Here is a 20,184-nt window from a genome sequence, read left to right on the forward strand (position 1 = left end):
CGGCACACAAGGGCATCTAACCGCTCCAAAAATGAAAAGAAATATACTTCTCAAGGGTATAATCACCTGTCTTGCAGTTGTTTTTCTGAGCTTTCAACTATCCGCTCAATCTGTTACCAACTATACATTCACTGGCACCACCGCTACTTTCACGGCGTTATCGGGTGCCAGTGCAACAAGCTGGACAGGATCTACAGATGATGGCTTGTCAACGTTGATCCCGATCGGGTTTGACTTCTGGTATATGGGGGCCAGGTACACGGGGATTTCTGCCAGTACCAATGGCTGGATTGCTATGGGCGGTGTCCCTGCAGATAACATATACACCAATAGTTTGGCTACCGGGGGATCACCACGACCGGTAATCGCGCCGCTTTGGGATGATCTTGATATTGTTGCGACCAGCAACGTAACCTATAAAACCAGCGGTGCCGTGGGCAGCCGCGTGTTCAGCCTTCAATACCTCAACGTGAAATGGTATTACCTTGCCTCAGGTGCGGTATGCTCCTTCCAGGTAAACCTGTACGAAACAAGTGGTAAGGTAGAGTTTGTTTACCGTTCTGATGCCACCGCTGCTGCTTCTCCATCTGGCTCTATAGGTATTACCGCTACCGCAACGGGATCTGGAAATTACCTGTCTGTAAATAACTTAGGTACTAGCGTAAGTGCTACAACCGAGGCCAGCATCACTACTAAGAGAGTAACCGGAAGAACGTATGCCTTCACTGCTCCCATCCCAGTTGCGCCCTCCACACTTAGTTTCTCGGCAGTTGGAAACACGTCAATGACCTTAAATTGGGCCGACCTTTCTTCAAACGAAAGGGGTTTTGTAATTTATCGCTCCACAGACGGCATAAACTATACTTTTATTAGTCAGACCGCCGCAGCTGCCACATCTTCAATCCAATCAGGCCTTACGGCGGGTAATACCTACTATTGGAAAGTCTACGCCATTACAGAAGGGGGAATGAGTACCGCACTTAGTGGCAGCCAGGCTACGTCATGCACAGGGCCTGTAATTTCACAACTCCCGTCCAGTGGTCTCATTTCGTATTATAAGTTAGAAGGAAATTCAAATGATGCTACAGGGAACAATAACGGCACTTTCCAGGGTGGCACGCCCACACTATCCGCCGACCGTTTTAACATTGCAGGTAAAGCCTATACTTTTAACGGAATAAGCCATTACATTTCAACAGGGAATGTTTATGTAAACCCCGGGCCGCTGAGCACCTCCACCTGGTTCAAAACGACCACGACAACTGGCGGGGCGTTAATCGGTTTTTCCAGCTTGCAAACGGGTTGGCAACGGAAGCAGGGACCGTTTTATTTACATGACCGGGACAGGCACATTATACCTTGCAGTTGCACCCGGCGCCGTGAAAAAGTACCTCAGTACAACTGCCTCCTATAATGACGGGAACTGGCACATGGTTACCAGCACATTGGGTGCGGGAGGTTTAAAATTATATGTAGACGGAGCGCTCGTGGCAAGCGATGCAACGGTGACCAGCGCTGAAACGACTACAGGCTACTGGCGCCTTGGTTATTCGGATCTATCTACCTGGCCAAACGAGCCTAGCAGCTATTTCTTCGAGGGTACGCTGGACGATGCGGTCATCTATCACAGAGAGCTTTCTTCAACAGAAGTAGGTGTTTTATATAATTCGCCAGATGGTGCAGGAAGTAATTCACCCGTATGCGCAGGGACTACACTTAATCTTACGGCTACAACAGTAGCCGGTGCCACTTATTCGTGGACGGGTCCCAATGGTTTTACTTCTGCCTTGCAAAACCCCAATTTAACCTTTTCAGCCGCCTACGCAGGCATTTACACTTTACAAGCCACAATAGCTGGCTGTGCTGTAGCATCTGTAGCATATGTGAGGGTTACCGCAACAGGCAATACAGGGCAGTGGACAGGCAACCTGAGTACAGACTGGGCAACCGCCGGAAACTGGTGCGACGGCGTAGTTCCAGGTTCATCCACAGATGTAATCATCACTGCCAGTGCAACGAGAATGCCGAATATCAGTACCAGCGTGAGCACTAAAAACCTGACCATTAACACGGGGGCGAGTGTAACGTTGACCGGCACCGGCACACTGAATGTTGCCGGCACGCTAACCAACAACGGAACTTTTACGAACTCGGGCACGGTCAGTTTTAATGGTACCAGTGGACAACAAACCTTCACCGGCATAACTTCCTTCTTTAATCTAACGCTGAACAACAGCAATGGCCTGCTTTTACCGGCAGCAATTACCGTGAATAACAACCTGCTGCTTACTGCAGGCACATTAAATGCGAATAACTTTAACCTAATCCTCAAAGGGAACTGGACAAATAATGTTTCAACTACCGCATTTATAGGGGGAACAGCAACTGTAACGCTAAACAGCACAACAGCACAGGTTATTACAGGTACATTCAGCACTACTTTTAACAACCTTGTCATCGCAAATACAGCCAGCACAGTTACCCTAAATACCAACATCAGTATAAGTGGTAATCTTTCTGTAAATAGCGGAACATTTGATCTAAGTACTTTTACCGCTAACAGAGCAACTGCGGGTGGCACACTAATGGTCGCCAATAATGCTACTTTAAAAATCGGGGGCACAAATACTTACCCGGTTAATTTTACCGCGAATACCTTAGTGGTAGCCAGTACCGTAGAGTATTCTGGAACTGCCCAAATTGTGGCGAACCTATTGTATGGAAATCTTACGCTAAGCAGTTCAGGCGGCGCCGCTGTAAAAACTTTTCCGGCAACAGCACTAACCGTGCTGGGGAACCTGAGCAGCAATTTAGCGGCCGGTACCTCAGTTACTTTTACTGCCGCAGCAATAATTACCGTCAACGGAAATGTTTCTATTGGCGCATCCACTACATTTAACGGCAGTAGCTTTTCACATAGTATTGGCGCGAACTGGGTAAACAACGGAACATTCAACGGCAATACCGGCACCATTACTTTTACCGGGCCTGGTAGCACGGTAAGCGGGTCCGGCACTCAGAATTTTAATAATCTTACGATTGCCGCTTCATTGGTTAGCTTTTCGGCAGGCAGTATCAGCTTAACAGGAAACCTTGCGACTACAGGATCAGGATCTTTCAGCCAGCTTTCGGGCGGGACAGTCCTAATGACCGGCACAGGCAAAACCATTAGCGGAACAGAAATCTCACCAGATAACCTGACCATCAGTGGCACAGTAAGTACGACTGACGCTTTGATGATTACCGGCAATTTATCAGTAAGCGGAAGCTTCACAACAAGTACCGGCGCAATTACCATGAGTGGAACTTTAAAGACAATTTCTGGCGCAGGCACCATGAGCTTTGGCATACTTTCAATTGCCGGTAGCATTACCTCGACAGCTAATTTTACGATCTCCTCCAGCCTTTCGGTCAACGGTAGTTTATCTGCAACAGCCGGTACGGCAACATTTACCGGAACCGCTACATTAAGCGGAACCGCCAATCTTTTCAATACCACCATTAACGGTACTTCTTTACAATTATCAGCGAGCTCAACGCTGGGAATCGCAAGCGCCCTGACCATCAATTCGGGTATACTGGATGTTACCTCTTCAGCACCCAATACGGTAAATTTTAATGGTAGCGGGGCCCAGAACATCAATGCCATCACCTATAACAACCTTAGCCTTTCTAACGGAAACAACAAAACCGCCATTGCGGCTTTAACGATAAATAACAGCCTCACCATCGGTGCCGGAACCACATTTATACCCGGCGGTTTTACGCATTCCATTTATAGTAACTGGAACAATTTTGGGACTTTTACCGCGGGTGTAAGTACGATCCAGTTCCTGGGAAATCAACCCACAAATATTACCGGGGCCACAACTTTTAATATCCTCACCGTAAACAATACCACAGCGGCTACAAGTGTAATCCTGCAAAGCAATGTAGCTGCGGCTACAGTGAACATGACGCTGGGTACCCTGCTTACCGGATCAAATACACTGACCATTACCGGCACCAGGACAGGCAATGGAATTATACTTGGTAATATTCAGCGGAACCATGCTTTTACAACAGGAGTGGCCTATGCTTTTGAAGGACCTAATAATCTGGTCACTTTCACCGGGCCTTCAGGCATCAACAGTGTAACCGTATCCGTTGTTATTGGTCCGCTGGGTGATTTCCCTTTTGGTGGCTCGATAAGCAGATTCTACACCATTACCATTCCATCGGGCACCTATACCAGCGCAACGCTACGCCTGCATTATGAAGACGCAGAACTCAACGGCAGCAGTGAGACCACGATAGGATTGTGGCGTTACAATGGAACGTCATGGGCTGCTTCTGGTAAAACGGCTAATGACGCGACAGCCAATTACGTAGAACAAAGTCTCTTATCAGATATCACCAATCGCTGGACCCTTTCTGACGATGCAAATGTAGTGCAATGGAACGGCAGCGTGAGTACAAACTGGAATACCGCCGCCAACTGGACAACCGTACAAGGCTCTGCATCAACCCCACCCTCAGCTACTGATATTGTGAATTTAGGCACCATAGCTTTTATCAATCAGCCAACCATCAGCAGTACAGTAAATGTTAAAAATATAAATTTTGGAAGTGCACAAGCGGTAACGCTTTCTATGGCCAGCGGAGGCTCACTTACTTCCGGAGATATTTATGGAACCTGGAGCAGTAATGTAACACATGCCATTAACGCGGGTAATCAATCTCTCACCGTTAATGGAAACTTATCCTTGAGTGACGGAACAAGCGGCCATGCAATCAATCTGAACATTGGTACAGGAACGGTAACCCTGGGCGGCTCCCTAACTCAGTCGGGCAGTGCCAATGTTACTTTCAGCGGGGCAGGAAATTTGGTAATCGCTGTAAACCATAACTATGTGAACGGATCCTTTAGCCCTGGTGCAGGAACGGTAACCTACAGTGGTATAACTAACCAGGTAATTGGTGCTGTAAGCTACAATAACCTCAACATCAACAAAAGCGCCGCTGCTGCAGAAATCGCCAACACCCTCAGCATTGGAGGCAACCTGAGCGTAACTGCAGGGGAGCTGGACATTTTAGCTACGACAACAGTAGTAGGAAATGTAACCATTTCGTCGGGGGCAATACTGCACAACAGTAGCATTTTATATATCGGAGGCAATTGGGCGAACAGCGGTACTTATAATGACGCCGGAACAAAAACAGTTTTTAACGGCGGCGGAACACAAAACATCACAGCATCTACTTTTAATAATCTGGAAATAAATAAACCCGTAGGCACTATCGCTGTCCTTACCGGTGATGTGATCTTAAAAGGGAACCTTACCGGAACATCGGGTACACTAGACATCAAATCCTTCTTTTTTAACAGGACTGTTATTGGCGGCACGGCTATCATCGCAGATGCGGGTACCTTAATTATCGCGGCAGATAATGCACCCAATAAATTTGCCAATTACGCCTTAGGTCCGCTTAGCACTGTAATTTTTAATGGTACTGGCACCCAGCACCTGCTTTTACCCGGTGTAGTATACGGAAATTTAATTTTCAGGGATACCGGGCTAAAAACCCTCTACACACCGATTACGGTTAATGGTGATCTGACTATCGAAACAGGGGCAACTTTTGACGGTGGCTCCAATACCCTTACGCTGAATGGCCACTGGATCAATAGCGGGACTTACATCCCGTCTGCGAGCACAGTCCTTTTTGCAGGCACCACTAAAAACATATCAGGAAATAATACATTCAACAAGGCCACCGTTACCGGGAGCTATACCATTGTAAATGATGCGACTTTTAACACTTTGCTGAGTATTACCAGCACCGGATCTTTAAGTGGTGGCTCAACCCTCCATATTACAATGAATGGCGACCTCATGAACAGCGGTATTTTATACAATTTAGGCAGTACTACATTCACCGGAAATGTGGTGCAAACGCTAAGCCTGATCAATGCAGTGAACACGGTTGCACTAACGGTAAATTTTAACGGCACCGTATCACCGGTTTTAAATTCGACGTCTGCTCCCCAATTTGGATTTTTGAACCTCAATAATACTGGTGGTATAAACCCGAGTGTTGGATGGACCATATTATACGCACTTACAGTGGGAAGTGGCGTTTCCTTTACCGGAGGAAACGCTACGCATAATTTATTAGGGGCGCTAACAAACAACGGCACGATAACCAGCAGCGGCACCTTAAACTTTATTCCAACAGCAGCTGCTACGCTAAACATGGGCAGTATTTTCTCCAGCACAGGTACGGTAGTATTTGGAGGTGCTGGCGCAACGACCCTGGCGGGCAGTCCCACCTCATTTCGTAATGTCGTAATTTCCAATACCAATGTTGCCGGGATCACCCCTTCCTCACCATGGACCATTACGAATAATTTTACCATAAATAGCGGAGCCATCCTAAATGCAGGGAGCTATTCCCATTTAATTGCGGGCAACATCTTAAACAGTGGTACTTTGAATGGAAATACCTCTACCTTTACCATGAATGGAGCTGCGGTACAAACTATTTTTAGTATTTCTCCCTTCAACAATTTAACGATCAGCAAAACTGCCGGTTCGGTACAGCTTTTATCGAATGTCGGCGTAAATGGAACGCTGAACTTTACAGCAGGGAACATTCATACCGGCAGCAATGTACTTACACAATCTGCTTCAGGTAACATTACCGGTGCCGCCCAGAATACGGGCTGGATAAATGGCCGGTTGCAGAAAAACATAGCCACCGGAGCACCTACAAAAACCTTTGAGATCGGTGATACAACAAGCTATACACCCGTCTCTCTGACTTTTGCCAGTGTGACTACTGCAGGTGATCTCATCGTTTCAACCACCTCGGGCGACCATCCTGAAATCAGCGGTTCTACCATCAATCCCAGCAAAAGCGTGAACCGGTTCTGGACCCTGACAAATAGCGGGGTCGGATTTACCAGCTATAACGTAACTTTTAATTTTGTGGCTGCAGACCTGGATGCAGGTGTAGCGACCAATGCCTTTGTTGTTGGTGGATTTAGCGGATTTAGTGCATTTGCGCGTGGCTCCTGGATTTACCCGATGGTTGGTACCACAACATCAACCACGATCCAGGCAACCGGGCTTACGGCATTTGCGGAATTCCAAATTGGGGAGATGAGCATTTTTATCAAGACCTGGGATGGCGGTGCAGGAACAAGCAACTGGGGTGATGCGGCAAACTGGAATGTGGATGGTGTACCTACAGCTACCGACAATGTGGAGCTAACCGGGGCCCATACAATAAATATTAATGTGGTTGCTGCAACGAAAAATTTATTACTCAGTAATACCGGACTTGTACTGACTACAAATGCCGGAAACTCTTTAACGGTATCGGGAGACTTCACCCTCAATTCGGGAACATTTAATACCGCGGCGGCCTTCCCAACAGTATCCGGAACAGTTGATGTAAGAAATGGAACCGTAGGGTTTATTGGCAGCACTGCCCAAACAATTCCGGCATATAACTACTATAACCTGATCAGCAGCTCGACAGGTAGCCGTACACTCGCAAGTAGTGGTAGCATTGGTATTGCAAATACATTTACCCCTGGCAGCAATGCTTATACCATAACCGGTAGCACGGTTAATTTTAATGGTAGCGGACCGCAGACTATCCCGGCGTTTAATTATAACCAGCTTACATTAAGTAATGCAGGGTTAAAGACATTTAATACCGGTACAACAGGAATCGCCGGCATATTAGCTGTGACAGAAAGTGCTACAACAAATACAGCAGCAAACGTTTCAACAATCAGTTATAACGGCACGACAGATCAAACGGTAACCACAATTCCATATTACAACCTTAATGCTGCAAATTCAGGGGGCATAGTTACCCTGCTGGATGCGACAATTAGCAACAACCTTGGTGTAACATCGGGAACTGTCAGCATTGGCACGAATACAACCATACAAAAAATTACTGTAGCTGGAGCTATCACAATAGCAAGCGGGGCAACACTAAATGTGGCTGCCATTTCTGACGCGGCGCATCTGTTAACCATAAGTGGTGATGTAACAAACAACGGAATACTAAACCTGAGACCCGATGCAAACAGTTTATGCAACACTACCTTTAATAAAAATGGAGTTCAAACCATAACAGGGCCAGGTACCACAACAAGTTTTAACAGCATCACTACTGACATGGGTACTGTAAATACCAATTATCTTGAGGTTACAGCCGCTAATTTCTCTGCCCCAAATGGATTTCTGGTCCTCCGTAACGGTTCATTCAACCTCAATAGTCCACAGGTAAATATCACTCCTTTTACAGCTGATATTACAACTGGTAATTTTTTAATCCCTGCTACGGCCGGTTTATGGGTAAACGCAGGAACCATTAACTCAGCTGACATCAACTGGACAGTTGCCGGACTTGTTAAAGTTACAGGTGGTGTACTAAATATGGGTAACACAGCAGATAATGTTGTACTGCCCAAAAGCACAGCATATTTTACTGTTGCGGCAGGAAATTTTAACCTGGCATCAGCGATAGGTAATCCGGGCGAAGCCTGGACACTTAACGTACAAGGTGGAACAATGACCATAAATACCTTGGGAAGTACCGCATCGGGTGTTGCGCCATTTAACATGAACGTACCGGGTGCTACGTTTGGCATGTCTGGCGGTACGATCATCATTCAAAATGCTGGTGGAAGTACCGGGCAAAACCTGGGTTACAACAACCTAAGCACCACCGGAACCGGCTTCACCGGCGGGACACTGCAAATGGGAAATGCTTCAACAGCCGCGGCACAAACAATGGAGATCAACTCCACTAACCCTATTTATAATTTAAGTCTTGCCAGCAGTAATGTAACCGTTCCACTGATGTCATCTGATCTTATCGTCAGGAATAATGTGTCCATTACAGCAGGTACCCTAGACATCAATAGCCAGACCTTAAAAATAGGCGGGAGCATCAGCAACAGCGGAAGTTTTATCGTGAGTGATGGAACAATTGAAATGAATGGCTCCGCTGCACAAAACATAGCGGCAGCAGCTTTTACCGGAAACCTGGTCAAAAACTTAACGATTAACAATACTGCAGGTGTAACTTTAGGTGGTACTTTGGACCTTACGGATATTCTCCTGGTAAGTACAGGTCAGTTTAATTCAGCCGGCTACCTTAAACTGGTTTCAACGGCAACTAAAACTGCTCTGATTGATGGAAGCGGTGCAGGTAGTGTATCTGGAAGTGTAACCATGCAACGGTACCTTGCCGCCGGCTTCGGGTACAAATATTTCAGTTCGCCTTTTCAGAACGCAACAGTAAACAGCTTTGCGGCTACGGTTGACCTGAATGCCACCTTCCCTAACTTTTATAATTATATAGAGGACAAGGCAAGCAGTGGGTTTACTTCTTATACCAATCCTTCAAATGCCCTGGTACCCCTGCAGGGATATGCCGCAGATTTCGGCTCATCAACTTCGTCGAAAACAGTGAACATGGCCGGCACAGTAAGTAACGGGGCAATAAGCACCACACTATACAATCATAACCAGTTGTACACAAAAGGATTTAACCTGGCCGGCAACCCCTACCCTTCGCCAATTAACTGGGATGCTTTAGTTGGCTGGACCAGGACAAACATAGATAATGCGGTATACTTCTTTAATTCTGGAAGCGTGAGCCAGTACACCGGAGGATACAGTACTTATGTAAACGGTATATCCAGTGACGGCATAGCCGCTCCGGTTATCGCTTCTATGCAGGGCTTTTTTGTTCATGTAAGCGATGGTACCTATCCTATAACGGCAACACTGGCTATGAATAATAATGTAAGAGTGAATGATCTTTCGCCCGTTTTTCATAAATCTATCATGGGCACCGCCGGCAGCGTGAATTCAAACCCACGGATGCTGCTCCGGTTCAGTGCTAATTTTTCTGATCACGCACAATCCTCAGACCCGGTTGTAATCTACACAAACGGGCAGGCCACCCAGGGTTTCGACAGGCAGCTGGAAGCAGTTAAGCTGATGAACGACAACGGAGATCTTCCCAATTTATACGCAATGGCTGGGGGCGCTTCAAAATTAGTGATCAATGCCTTGGCAGAACTGGATACAGCCACCGTTATCCCACTTGGAATAAAAATAGAGAAAGACGGAAATATTACGTTTAACCTTCGGAAACTGGAAAACTGGCCAGCTCATCTTAACCTTTACCTCACAGATGCAGTAACAGGCACTAATCAGAATTTACAACGGAACCCGGTTTATACCGTAAACCTGAAGAAAGGAACGGTTGAAAACCGGTTCTCTTTACGCTGTACAACAAAAGATGGGGCCAACACAACAAACGGGGATATTTATACCGTATATGGATCGGCTGGAACAATGTATGTGAAGATAGGATTGCTCAACGAACAGCGGGGGCAGCTGATTATCAGCAATATCGCCGGACAGGTTATTTCGAGAAGACAAATTGAAGGAAACGGGGCATACCTACTTACCGGACTGGCGCCTGATGTGGTTTACCTGGTCAGTTTTATAACAGCCCACGGTACACATACCAAAAAGATATTAATCAGTGGCAGATGATTTAAATGAAGAAGATGAAAAGATATATATTTTTACTAGCAATACTATTTAACGGATTTTCGATAAACGCGCAAATAAAAAACAGGGCACTATCAGTGGTTCCAGAGAATCCGCCACGGCCAGTGGTGGTTTATGTGAATCCGGCACAAGGACTTATTTTCGGTGCCTTTTACCAGGGAAGCTCGGGCGGAACAGTCATCATTTATCCCGATGGCTCCAGGTCAACCACGGGAAGCGTAATCCAGACGAGTCAGGGTTACTCTTTTTCACCAGCGATTTTTGAGGTAGATGCAGAGCCCGGTACCCTGGTCACAATTGTAAACGGGCCCGATGTCACACTCTCAGGGAGCAATGGCGGAAGCATCAGTCTGCATATCGGAAATGCTAACCCCGGCAGCCCTTTTATCGCCACTGCAACTTCTCCCGGTCGCACACAGATCAGGATTGGCGGCACTTTAACCCTGACCAATCCACTGACCAATCCGCCCGGTAATTATAGCGGCACTTTTTCAGTAACTTTTATTCAACCTTAATCCGGAACGGGCCAGACCAACGATGCGTAGCTTTATGGCAAATATGATCCTGATAACAGGGCTCTGTATTTTTAATGTCCACATTTCCCAGGCACAGACAGATCCTGATTATGAAGAGTTATCCCTCTTTTTAAAGGTACAGCGTGTAGGTGCTGCTGAAATCCCGGCGCTGATTAAAGGCGAGACGGCCTATCTTCCGGTTATAAGTATTTTTAATTTCCTGAAGCTTAATATCATCTCGAAAAACCCTGACTCAGTATCCGGAACATTTATCGATCCGGGAGCCAGGTTTTTTATGGATCCGGCAAAAAATCGGATTATTTACCGGGACAAAGTTTATCCGCTTAAGCAAGGTGATCTGATCAGCACGGCCACGGAGCTATACCTGCGGACGGATTATTTCGGTGAGATTTTTGGGTTGAATTGCACCTTTAATTTTCGCAATCTGTCTGTTATACTCAATACGGATTTGGAGCTACCGATACTTCGTGAGCTACGCCTGGAGCAAATGCGTACTAATCTGAGCCGGCTGAAAGGAGAATTTAAGGCCGACACCGTTATCGGGCGGAATTATCCGTTATTCTATTTTGGAGCAGCTGATTATGCGGTCATCACTTCTGCGGGGAATAAGGATTTGCCAAAAGATGCAAGGGTAAGCCTTGGTCTTGGGGGTATGCTTGCCGGGGGCGAAACGAATGTGGTGCTTAATTATCATAACAATGAAAAATTAAATCCCCGGCAGCAATATTATTTATGGCGATATGTAGACAATAACGGCTCCTTGGCAAAGCAGTTCCTTGCGGGAAAAATCCAGGGACGGTCTATCGCTTCTATTTATGCGCCAATTATTGGTATCCAGGTTACCAATGCGCCTACAACTTACAGGCGCTCGTTCGGAACCTATACCTTAAGCAACCATACAGAGCCGAACTGGACGGTTGAGCTGTATGTAAACGGTGTTCTGATCAATTATGTAAAAGCAGATGCCTCAGGTTTCTACACCTTCGATGTGCCTCTTGTATACGGAAATACGGTGGTAAAACTGCGCTTCTACGGCCCCTATGGAGAGGAGCGTTCAACGGAGCAAAATATTAACATCCCCTTTAATTTTTTGCCTAAAGATGAATTTGAGTATTTCGCCAGCACTGGGATAGTAGAAGATGCGAACCATACCCGTTTTGCCCGTTTCAGCAGCAACTACGGGATTAGTAAAAATGTAACAGTTGGAGGTGGAATTGAATACCTCTCCTCTATCAGCTCAGGTACTAAAATCCCTTTCATCAATACTTCCGTACGCCTGCTCCCTAATCTGCTGGCATCGGGAGAATATGATCATAACGTACGCTCTAAAGCATTATTAAGTTACAACTTACCATCAGGCTTACAGTTGGAACTTAACAACACCTGGTACAAAAAGGGCCAGACCGCCATCAACAATACGTTTGTAGAAGACAGGAAAGCAATCCTCTCTTTTCCCATTCGTACACGAAGTTTTTCTGCCTATACCAGAATAACCGTTCAACAACTTATACTTCCAAACACAAAATATACGACTGCTGAATGGATGTTATCTGCTACGCTTGGCAACTTTAATGGAAGCGTAACAACTTATTCTTATTTCCTAAAAGGGACAAATCCGGATGTGTTCAGTAATTTTTCTTTGTCGACCAGGCTATTGAAAAACCTATTGATTACACAACAGGCACAATTTAATTATGTTGACAAAAGCCTTATCGCTGTAAAAACTGAAATAGAAAAGCGGGTGTTCCGGAATGGGTATATCAACGCGGTTTACGAACGGAATTTCAATAGTCACATCAATAATATTGAACTGGGTGTGCGTTATGATTTTTCTTTTGCGCTAACCCGGTTATCTGTTAGAAAGAGTAATGATGAAGTGAGGATGCTACATGGGCTGAGCGGCAGTTTGATACATGATAGTAATAGTGGCTTTACGAATTTCAATAACCATTCCAGTATTGGCCAGGGATCGATCCTGTTAATTCCTTACCTTGACCTGAATGGCAATAACCGGCAGGACAAGTCGGAACCCCGTGTTCAGGGCTTGAAAATAAAGATAAATGGGGGTCGGATTACGCAATCTATCCGCGACACCACTATCCGCATTACTGACCTTGAAGCCTATACAAATTATAATCTTGAGCTGGATTCTTCCGGATTTGACCGCCTGGCCTGGAAACTCCCTAAAAAGAATTATAACGTTATTATTGACCCTAATTATGTGAAGAATATAGCCATTCCGATTGTAGTTTATGGGGAGGCATCCGGTAGGGTCATTTTAAAGGAACAGGGAGAAGATAAAGGGCAGGGTGGTTTAATCATTAATTTTTACAATGAGCGATCTGTAAAAATCGGACAAACCATTTCGGAAGTTGACGGCTATTTTTCTTACCTGGGCTTTTTTCCGGGAAAATATACGGCGAAGATTGATCCAGGTCAATTGGAAAAATTACACCTGATCGCTTCCCCTGGATCAACTGATTTTACTATTTTACGTAGTATAGATGGCACCCTAATCAGTAATCTATTGTTTAATCTCGCTCCATCTACGACCTATAAGCGAGCACCAAAATAAAAAACCTGATACAAAATCATCACGATTTAAGTTCTGAGCAGCAGTTACTGAATTATTTAGCATTTTGAATAATCCATTTTTAGCTAATCCTTGATTTGCATACAACTTTCAGGGCTTTGCATACAGCTATTAAAGTGTTCTTAGCGAACTTTGACCTATTAAAAATTAATAGTAGGGTAATGAAGAAAATAAATTTGGGAAGCGAAGGTTTGTCTGTACCCATTATAGGTTTGGGCTGTATGGGTATGACAGGTTTTGAAGAAGGAAATATGTATGGCGCGGCAGATGAGCAGGAAGCTATTGCGACCATTCATCGATCGCTCGAATTAGGTGGCAATTTTTTAGATACTGCCGATTTGTATGGCCCTTTTAAAAACGAGCAGTTGATTGCTAAAGCAATAGGCAGTAATCGGGATAAATATATTATCGCGACAAAATTCGGCTGGGAAATAGATGATAACAACAAAGTGACCTGGGCTATTAATGGGAAAAAAGAATATGTGAAAAAAGCGGTGGAACGTTCTCTTAAAAATCTGAAAACGGAGTATATTGATTTGTACTATATGCACCGGCTTGATAAAAACACGCCCATCGAAGAAACCATTGAGGCCATGAGCGAGCTGGTGAAGGAAGGAAAAGTGGGATATCTCGGACTATCAGAAGTATCTTCAGAAACTATAAAAAGAGCACACGCGGTTCACCCGATTACAGCGGTACAAAGTGAATATTCTTTATTTGAGCGCACAACAGAAGAACGTGGCATATTGAATACTTTGAATGAACTCGGGATAGGTTTTGTTGCTTATTCCCCATTAGGACGTGGTTTTTTATCCGGGCAGATTAGAAGCATGGATGACTTGCCGGAAAATGATTTTCGCCGGGCAATTCCCCGTTTTCAAGAAGCTCATTTTTACAAGAACATGGAGTTGGTTAAAGCAATTGAGGCAATGGCCGAAGAGAAAAAAATAACCACATCACAGCTGGCACTGGCCTGGATTATAAATAAGGGCATCTTGCCTATTCCGGGTACCAAGCGAAGACAATATGTGGCGCAAAACATAGCGGCCACCGAAATTGAATTAAACGAAGCTGAGCTATTGAAACTGGAAAGCATTGTGCCATTGGGTACCGATACAGGTAAGCCATATGATGAGTTTAGTATGGGACTTAATGATTAGCATATTGTACGAGGTTGTATCATAAATTTAATTCGATCCGCATTGTCACGTTGAGCTTGTCGAAACGCTCTGTCAAGGCTATTTAATCTAGTCCTTCGACAGGCTCAGGATGACAATCTATATTATGAGACAGCCTCGCTACACTACATTAAAATGTTTAAATTAGTATTATGAATGCCATCAGATCAGTCTCAGAATTTCACCGCTTACTCTCGTTGCCCGCGCCACGCCATCCATTGGTAAGTGTAATTAACCTCGCCGAAAGTATTTTCCTGGAAGATGATGTATGGAAAGGTTTTGTGAACAGATTTTATTGCGTGGCCCTAAAAAGGGAAGCCAAGGGTAAAATACGCTATGGCCAGCAACATTATGATTACGATAAGGGTGTGCTGAGTTTTACTGCATCCAATCAGGTTCAATACCTGGATCTGAAGAACATGGAATGCGGATCAGGTTACCTGCTTATTTTCCATCCTGACTTTTTGCTGGCCCATCCTTTGGCAAGCAACATCAACGGTTATAACTTCTTCTCTTATGCTGTAAATGAGGCGCTGCATCTTTCTGCTGAAGAAGAAGATGATCTGATTACCATATTGAACAAGATTGATAAGGAATGCCTTCATATTGATAAATATACTCAGGAAATTATCCTGTCGCAGATTGAATTGCTGCTCAATTATTCCAATCGATTTTACGAGCGGCAATTTATCACCCGGAAAAACCATAATCATCAATTGCTTGCCAAATTTGAACGCCTTGTTGATGGGTATTTTAACAGCAGTACGACAACGCAACCCGAACTATTAACGGTACAACGCATGGCCGAACTCATGAACCTGTCTCCAAACTACCTGAGCGATCTACTGCGCATGCATACAGGGCAGAATACACAACAGCATATCCATCAGCGGTTAATTGAAAAGGCAAAAGAAAAACTCTCGACTACAAATTTATCGGTAAGCGAAATTGCTTATACATTAGGCTTTGAACACGCACAATCGTTCAGTACGTTATTTAAGAAGAAAACCAGTTTGTCACCTCTTGAATTCCGGCAGGCATTTAACTGATAATTAAGATACACCACTGGGGCTCACATAAAGAATAGGCCAATTATGCAGACATTGAATCACTTAAAGCTTCAAATTTTCCAGAAAATGGCTCGGGTTTTGTGCCAAGAGAATTACACAAAGGGCGCAATTTCTTGCGCCCTTTGTGTTTAAGTCCTATTTCAATGAAATAGGATCAATAATGGATCAAGCTGAATAATAGTGATGTAACTTTGTCTCTCATTTTAACACTGTTTTGATTATTCCGGCAAAGGTTGCTGCCCAGATTGCCCCCTCGCTATCTTTTGTAATCCGCTCAATATTGACACTTGGAATATTAGAGTTTTCGGTGGTATAGATTTCGGTCTTTTTGTTTACAATGTCGTACTTAATAATGCCAACGTTGTTCTGGCTAAGCCATAAGGTGTTTTTTTCTTCATCTAAAAAGAAATCGTTAATACTGTTACCAGCAAACATTGTTGGCTTATCGCTCCACAATCGCTGCCATTTTCCATCAGGTGGGAGGACATACATCCCCGCGTCTTCACCTTTTTCATGGTATAGCGAAAACCAAAGGTTGCCTTTTTTATCTTCCCACATCTTGGAAATATATGCCTTTGATAATGGTGACGACTTATCATTTAAGGCCGTGGTCTTACCTTTTTCAATAACGACGTTTCCCTCAAAAGTACCGACCCAAGTGCGATCCCTGCTATCCACAAACACGCCCAAGATTTTATCAGAAGGAAGCTTTGAGTTTTTCCTGTTTATTATGCTCCATTTACTGCTGTCAAACCTGGCTACCCCATCCCAAGACGTGAAAAGAATATTCCCCTTAGGATCGACTACGATATTTCTTGCCCAGTTAATGGGTGAGTTCAGTGAATCGAATTTAGCCCAAACACGGTTATCATAGCGATAAACATCATAGCCGATCACAAACCACTTATTATCCTTTTGATCAACCGCCATGTCCCGGACCGACGCCGTCTGGGCCTTATTGTACTGCGTTGCAGAGATAATGGTATTTCCAGAATTAAAGTGCTGCCATTTGCCGTCTGATATTTTCGCAATCCCGTTATCCGTTCCGATCCAGATATCGCCCTTTAAATCGGCTGCCACAGCCCTGCTCATATCCCACGGCAGTTCTGAGTTGCCCTGGGTAAATACTTTCCAGCGCTCACTAAGCTCTGCCCGTTCACTTCCCTTCCGGTCGGGAGTACCGGTGGCTTTCATATTGGATTGGTTGGTAAAGTTAAATGTCCTGCGTTTGGCCCGGAATTTCCCATCTACGAATTCCATGATGAGCGATACCGAGCTGTTTTCCTTTTTCGTGCCATCTATTGCAGGTGTCCAGTTTTCAGTAGCATTGACTGATTGCCTGATGCCGAGTTCAGTTGAACCTATGTTGGTCTTGTTATCGATGCTTAACAAGCAGGGCTTGCCTTCCTGATCGACCAGGATTTGCATTTCCAGCGTACCTTTGAGTGTCGCAAGGTTTTTTTCGCCAATACCACGCAGGATATTCTGGAAGACTGTCTTTGGCGGCTGTGCCTGTGGATTTCCACAATCCAGGCAGAATTCGGATAGTTTGCAGTCTTCAAACTTTTCAGGGTATAGGCTCTGTGCGTTCAGAAGTATTGAAAACAGGCTTAAGGCAATAACTAAGAGTGTCTTTTTCACGATAATTTTATATTTTGTTTTATTCTAAATTTAATAGCATTGGAGTATACACCAGGTTTTCTCAAACCGCTTTGCTGCAAGATATGCTTCCTTGATCATATTCTAGTGCAAGTCTTAGTGCCCCAGCCTGAGCAAAGGCTCGACTTGCGCTTTGATGCAACCACTTCGAAAAATTATCTAATTAAAGCAGGGCCGGTCTACGACGAAATATTTCATGATATTTTTAGTTTAAGGCTTGGTTTTAAATAAACGCTCTATCAAAATGTTAAAATATTGTAGCCTAACAAAAACATCAATCCAATACACAGTTGCAAAGCTGACAAAATATAGCTCTCTTTGTTATAAAACTTATATTTTCTGCTCATTTTGTTCTGTTATCTAATTTACAGCAATTTAGATAATCTATGATTATTATGCTTCGAAAATTATGAAAGTTTTAAGATTGCGACTTTCTAAATTTTAGAACTATGGCTTTCTATATTGGTACGAGTTAAAAACTCGCACCAGCACGTTTTATCTAATTACAATCCGCTCGGACTAGCAGGGGAATTATCGGATGATGATTCTCATTTCACTTATTAAATGAAGGTCACTTAATTTATATTTATTACATCGCCATTAACACATTTAACAACAATGACACCTTCAGTCAGTTTCATGTACTCAAAATAATCGGGTAAATCATATCTAGCATTGATTTTAATAGTACTAGCCGATTTTAATAATTTCAAGTTCAGTAATTACATAAATAAATCCATCGATTAATTTCGTTTCATAGAAAAAATAATCTAGAGAAATGGTGGTTAGCATTCTTCCTGTTGACAGTTCTATACTACAAAATTTAAATCAACTCCTATCGAACAACGAAATTCGTCAATTTCTGTTACTACAGGCTTGATCGCTGTGCTTTGCCAACCAAATTTATAGCTATATATTTTACCAGAAATTAAACCAAAATTTCTATCCTCCAATTTGTCCTCAAACAAAATGGGTATATTCAAGCTATGAAACTCAGACTCTGATAATTCTTTAAGTTTGATATTCATAATCATTTAAAAATGTGAGGAATAATTGAAGAAACAAAAGGGCAGACATCCTAGTGCAAGCCTTAGCGTCCCAGCCTGAGCAAAGGCTCGACTTGCGCTTTAATGCAATCACTTCGAAAAAATATCTAATTAAAGCAGGGCCGGTCTACGACGAAATATTTCATGGTATTTTTAGTTTCTTTAAGGCTTGGTTTTAAAACCTAATTAGATAATTTAATAAATTTCTTAATTCTATACTAAATCTACTTATTCTTCAATCTCATCTTCTTGAGGTGGTCTTACAAAACCTAAAACCCTTCTCTCTTTAGCTCCAAAAGACTTAAAATTCACTTTTGCCTCTCGCAAAGAAATTGAATTCGGTCCCCCATCATCATCAATATGCTCCTCTTGATAAAAATCTTTTTGCCAAAGACAAATGGGGCAGATCGTTGAAATCGCATCCTTTTCGATCGTAAAAAAACCACAACAAGCGCATTTAATTTTATTTTCTGTATCCATTATTTTGCATGTATCAACCTATCCTCGACAAACAACAGCAAATCAACTAGTTCATTAATTAGACCTCAAGGTTGCAACAAATCTATTTATTTCCCACAGTTCCATAGGCGAGAGCAAGCGAGAGGATGGCGAATTACGATCAACAAGTAATACCTTCTAATCTATTGATAGGATACAATTTACCCCAATTTTTTCGGCTTCTTTCAAAAATTCACTTGCTAAATCCAAATTGGGAATCTCTATAAGGACTTCTTCATCATCTAACAGAATATCTACATTTAACTTTGATTCTTTTAGCGATTTTCCCAACATTTCCATTTGCAATTTTGTCAAAGATACTTTATCTAGGTCTTCCCTCCAGCCTGTTAATATTACTTTTACCATAACTTACTCAACTTTAATAATTATTGGTATGGAACTTGACCTTTATATTTGCCTGTAGTTCTTTTTCCACCTTGTATTATCGCTTTTCAACCTTATATTGTTTGAGTGAGCTGATTAAAAAACAAAGCATCTCGAATAAATTTGAATTTTAGCGAATTATATTATACGTAATATTGGCGAGTGGGGCCAACCAATTATATTCTATACAATTTATCTATTTGTTTTTCTGATTTTATTGATATTACTTTCATCAGATAGATCCGAATACCACCATTTATCATTTTTGTTTTTCTCTATATCAAATCTTCGTTTATAAGCTATTTTGAATAGATTCAAAAATAATTTCAATACACTATTGTATTCCCTTTTAGGCAATTTAATAATCTTTTGAAGGTTAGCATTTAAAACTCCCTTTTTCAATAAAATGCATGGTGTAAGTGATGGCTTTAAACCACTGGAATTTATCGCTACCTCAACATCTTCATAAATAGGCTTTGACTGTAAGATTAGGTAAGTGATTCCATTTAACATTTCCTCTTGTTTGACTTGATCAAGGTTATCAAAAACATCTTGAATTTGGTCAAGTACATCTAAATCTTGTCCGTATTTATTTATTAAAATATCAATATCTAAATTCATA

Annotated in this window: 11 protein-coding genes; 6 read left to right on the forward strand and 5 right to left on the reverse strand. The window is 43.2% G+C overall.

Annotation, left to right across the window (positions count from 1 at the left end):
- The first annotated feature begins 31 nt into the window (after window positions 1-31).
- The 6 genes from QF042_RS13915 to QF042_RS13940 all read left to right on the forward strand — a co-directional run bounded on the left by QF042_RS13915 (window position 32) and on the right by QF042_RS13940 (window position 15,954).
- The gene (locus tag QF042_RS13915; RefSeq protein ID WP_307529340.1) at window positions 32-1,414 is read left to right on the forward strand and encodes a fibronectin type III domain-containing protein; all 1,383 of its coding nucleotides are present in this window, start codon (window positions 32-34) and stop codon (window positions 1,412-1,414) included.
- Window positions 1,335-10,580, forward strand: coding sequence for a hypothetical protein (locus tag QF042_RS13920; protein ID WP_307529342.1), 9,246 nt, complete (start codon window positions 1,335-1,337; stop codon window positions 10,578-10,580). The genes QF042_RS13915 and QF042_RS13920 overlap by 80 nt, the downstream gene beginning before the upstream one ends.
- 14 nt (window positions 10,581-10,594) lie before the next feature.
- Window positions 10,595-11,113, forward strand: a complete 519-nt coding sequence (locus QF042_RS13925; RefSeq protein WP_307529344.1) for a DUF4402 domain-containing protein — start codon at window positions 10,595-10,597, stop codon at window positions 11,111-11,113.
- A gap of 43 nt (window positions 11,114-11,156) precedes the next feature.
- Window positions 11,157-13,709, forward strand: coding sequence for a hypothetical protein (locus tag QF042_RS13930; RefSeq protein ID WP_307529346.1), 2,553 nt, complete (start codon window positions 11,157-11,159; stop codon window positions 13,707-13,709).
- A 179-nt stretch (window positions 13,710-13,888) separates the two neighbouring features.
- Window positions 13,889-14,887 (forward strand): aldo/keto reductase, encoded by a 999-nt coding sequence (locus QF042_RS13935; RefSeq protein WP_307529348.1) that lies wholly within the window; start codon window positions 13,889-13,891, stop codon window positions 14,885-14,887.
- A gap of 170 nt (window positions 14,888-15,057) precedes the next feature.
- Complete coding sequence (locus tag QF042_RS13940; RefSeq protein WP_307529350.1) at window positions 15,058-15,954, forward strand: AraC family transcriptional regulator; 897 nt, start codon at window positions 15,058-15,060, stop codon at window positions 15,952-15,954.
- Window positions 15,955-16,173: 219 nt separating this feature from the next.
- Here QF042_RS13940 and QF042_RS13945 read toward each other — a convergent pair whose 3' ends face one another.
- The 5 genes from QF042_RS13945 to QF042_RS13965 form a co-directional block, all read right to left on the reverse strand.
- Window positions 16,174-17,616: a hypothetical protein gene (locus QF042_RS13945; protein ID WP_307529352.1), complete on the reverse strand. Its 1,443-nt coding sequence runs from the start codon at window positions 17,614-17,616 to the stop codon at window positions 16,174-16,176.
- Between the two features lie 827 nt (window positions 17,617-18,443).
- Window positions 18,444-18,662: a hypothetical protein gene (locus QF042_RS13950; RefSeq protein ID WP_307529354.1), complete on the reverse strand. Its 219-nt coding sequence runs from the start codon at window positions 18,660-18,662 to the stop codon at window positions 18,444-18,446.
- A 246-nt stretch (window positions 18,663-18,908) separates the two neighbouring features.
- Complete coding sequence (locus QF042_RS13955; RefSeq protein ID WP_307529356.1) at window positions 18,909-19,160, reverse strand: CPCC family cysteine-rich protein; 252 nt, start codon at window positions 19,158-19,160, stop codon at window positions 18,909-18,911.
- A 156-nt stretch (window positions 19,161-19,316) separates the two neighbouring features.
- Window positions 19,317-19,544: a hypothetical protein gene (locus QF042_RS13960; RefSeq protein ID WP_307529358.1), complete on the reverse strand. Its 228-nt coding sequence runs from the start codon at window positions 19,542-19,544 to the stop codon at window positions 19,317-19,319.
- Between the two features lie 210 nt (window positions 19,545-19,754).
- The gene (locus tag QF042_RS13965) at window positions 19,755-20,183 is read right to left on the reverse strand and encodes a DUF5958 family protein (RefSeq protein ID WP_307529360.1); all 429 of its coding nucleotides are present in this window, start codon (window positions 20,181-20,183) and stop codon (window positions 19,755-19,757) included.
- Between the last annotated feature and the right edge of the window lies 1 nt (window position 20,184).

The sequence above is a fragment of the Pedobacter sp. W3I1 genome (genome assembly GCF_030816015.1).
In the GTDB taxonomy this organism is placed as follows: domain Bacteria; phylum Bacteroidota; class Bacteroidia; order Sphingobacteriales; family Sphingobacteriaceae; genus Pedobacter.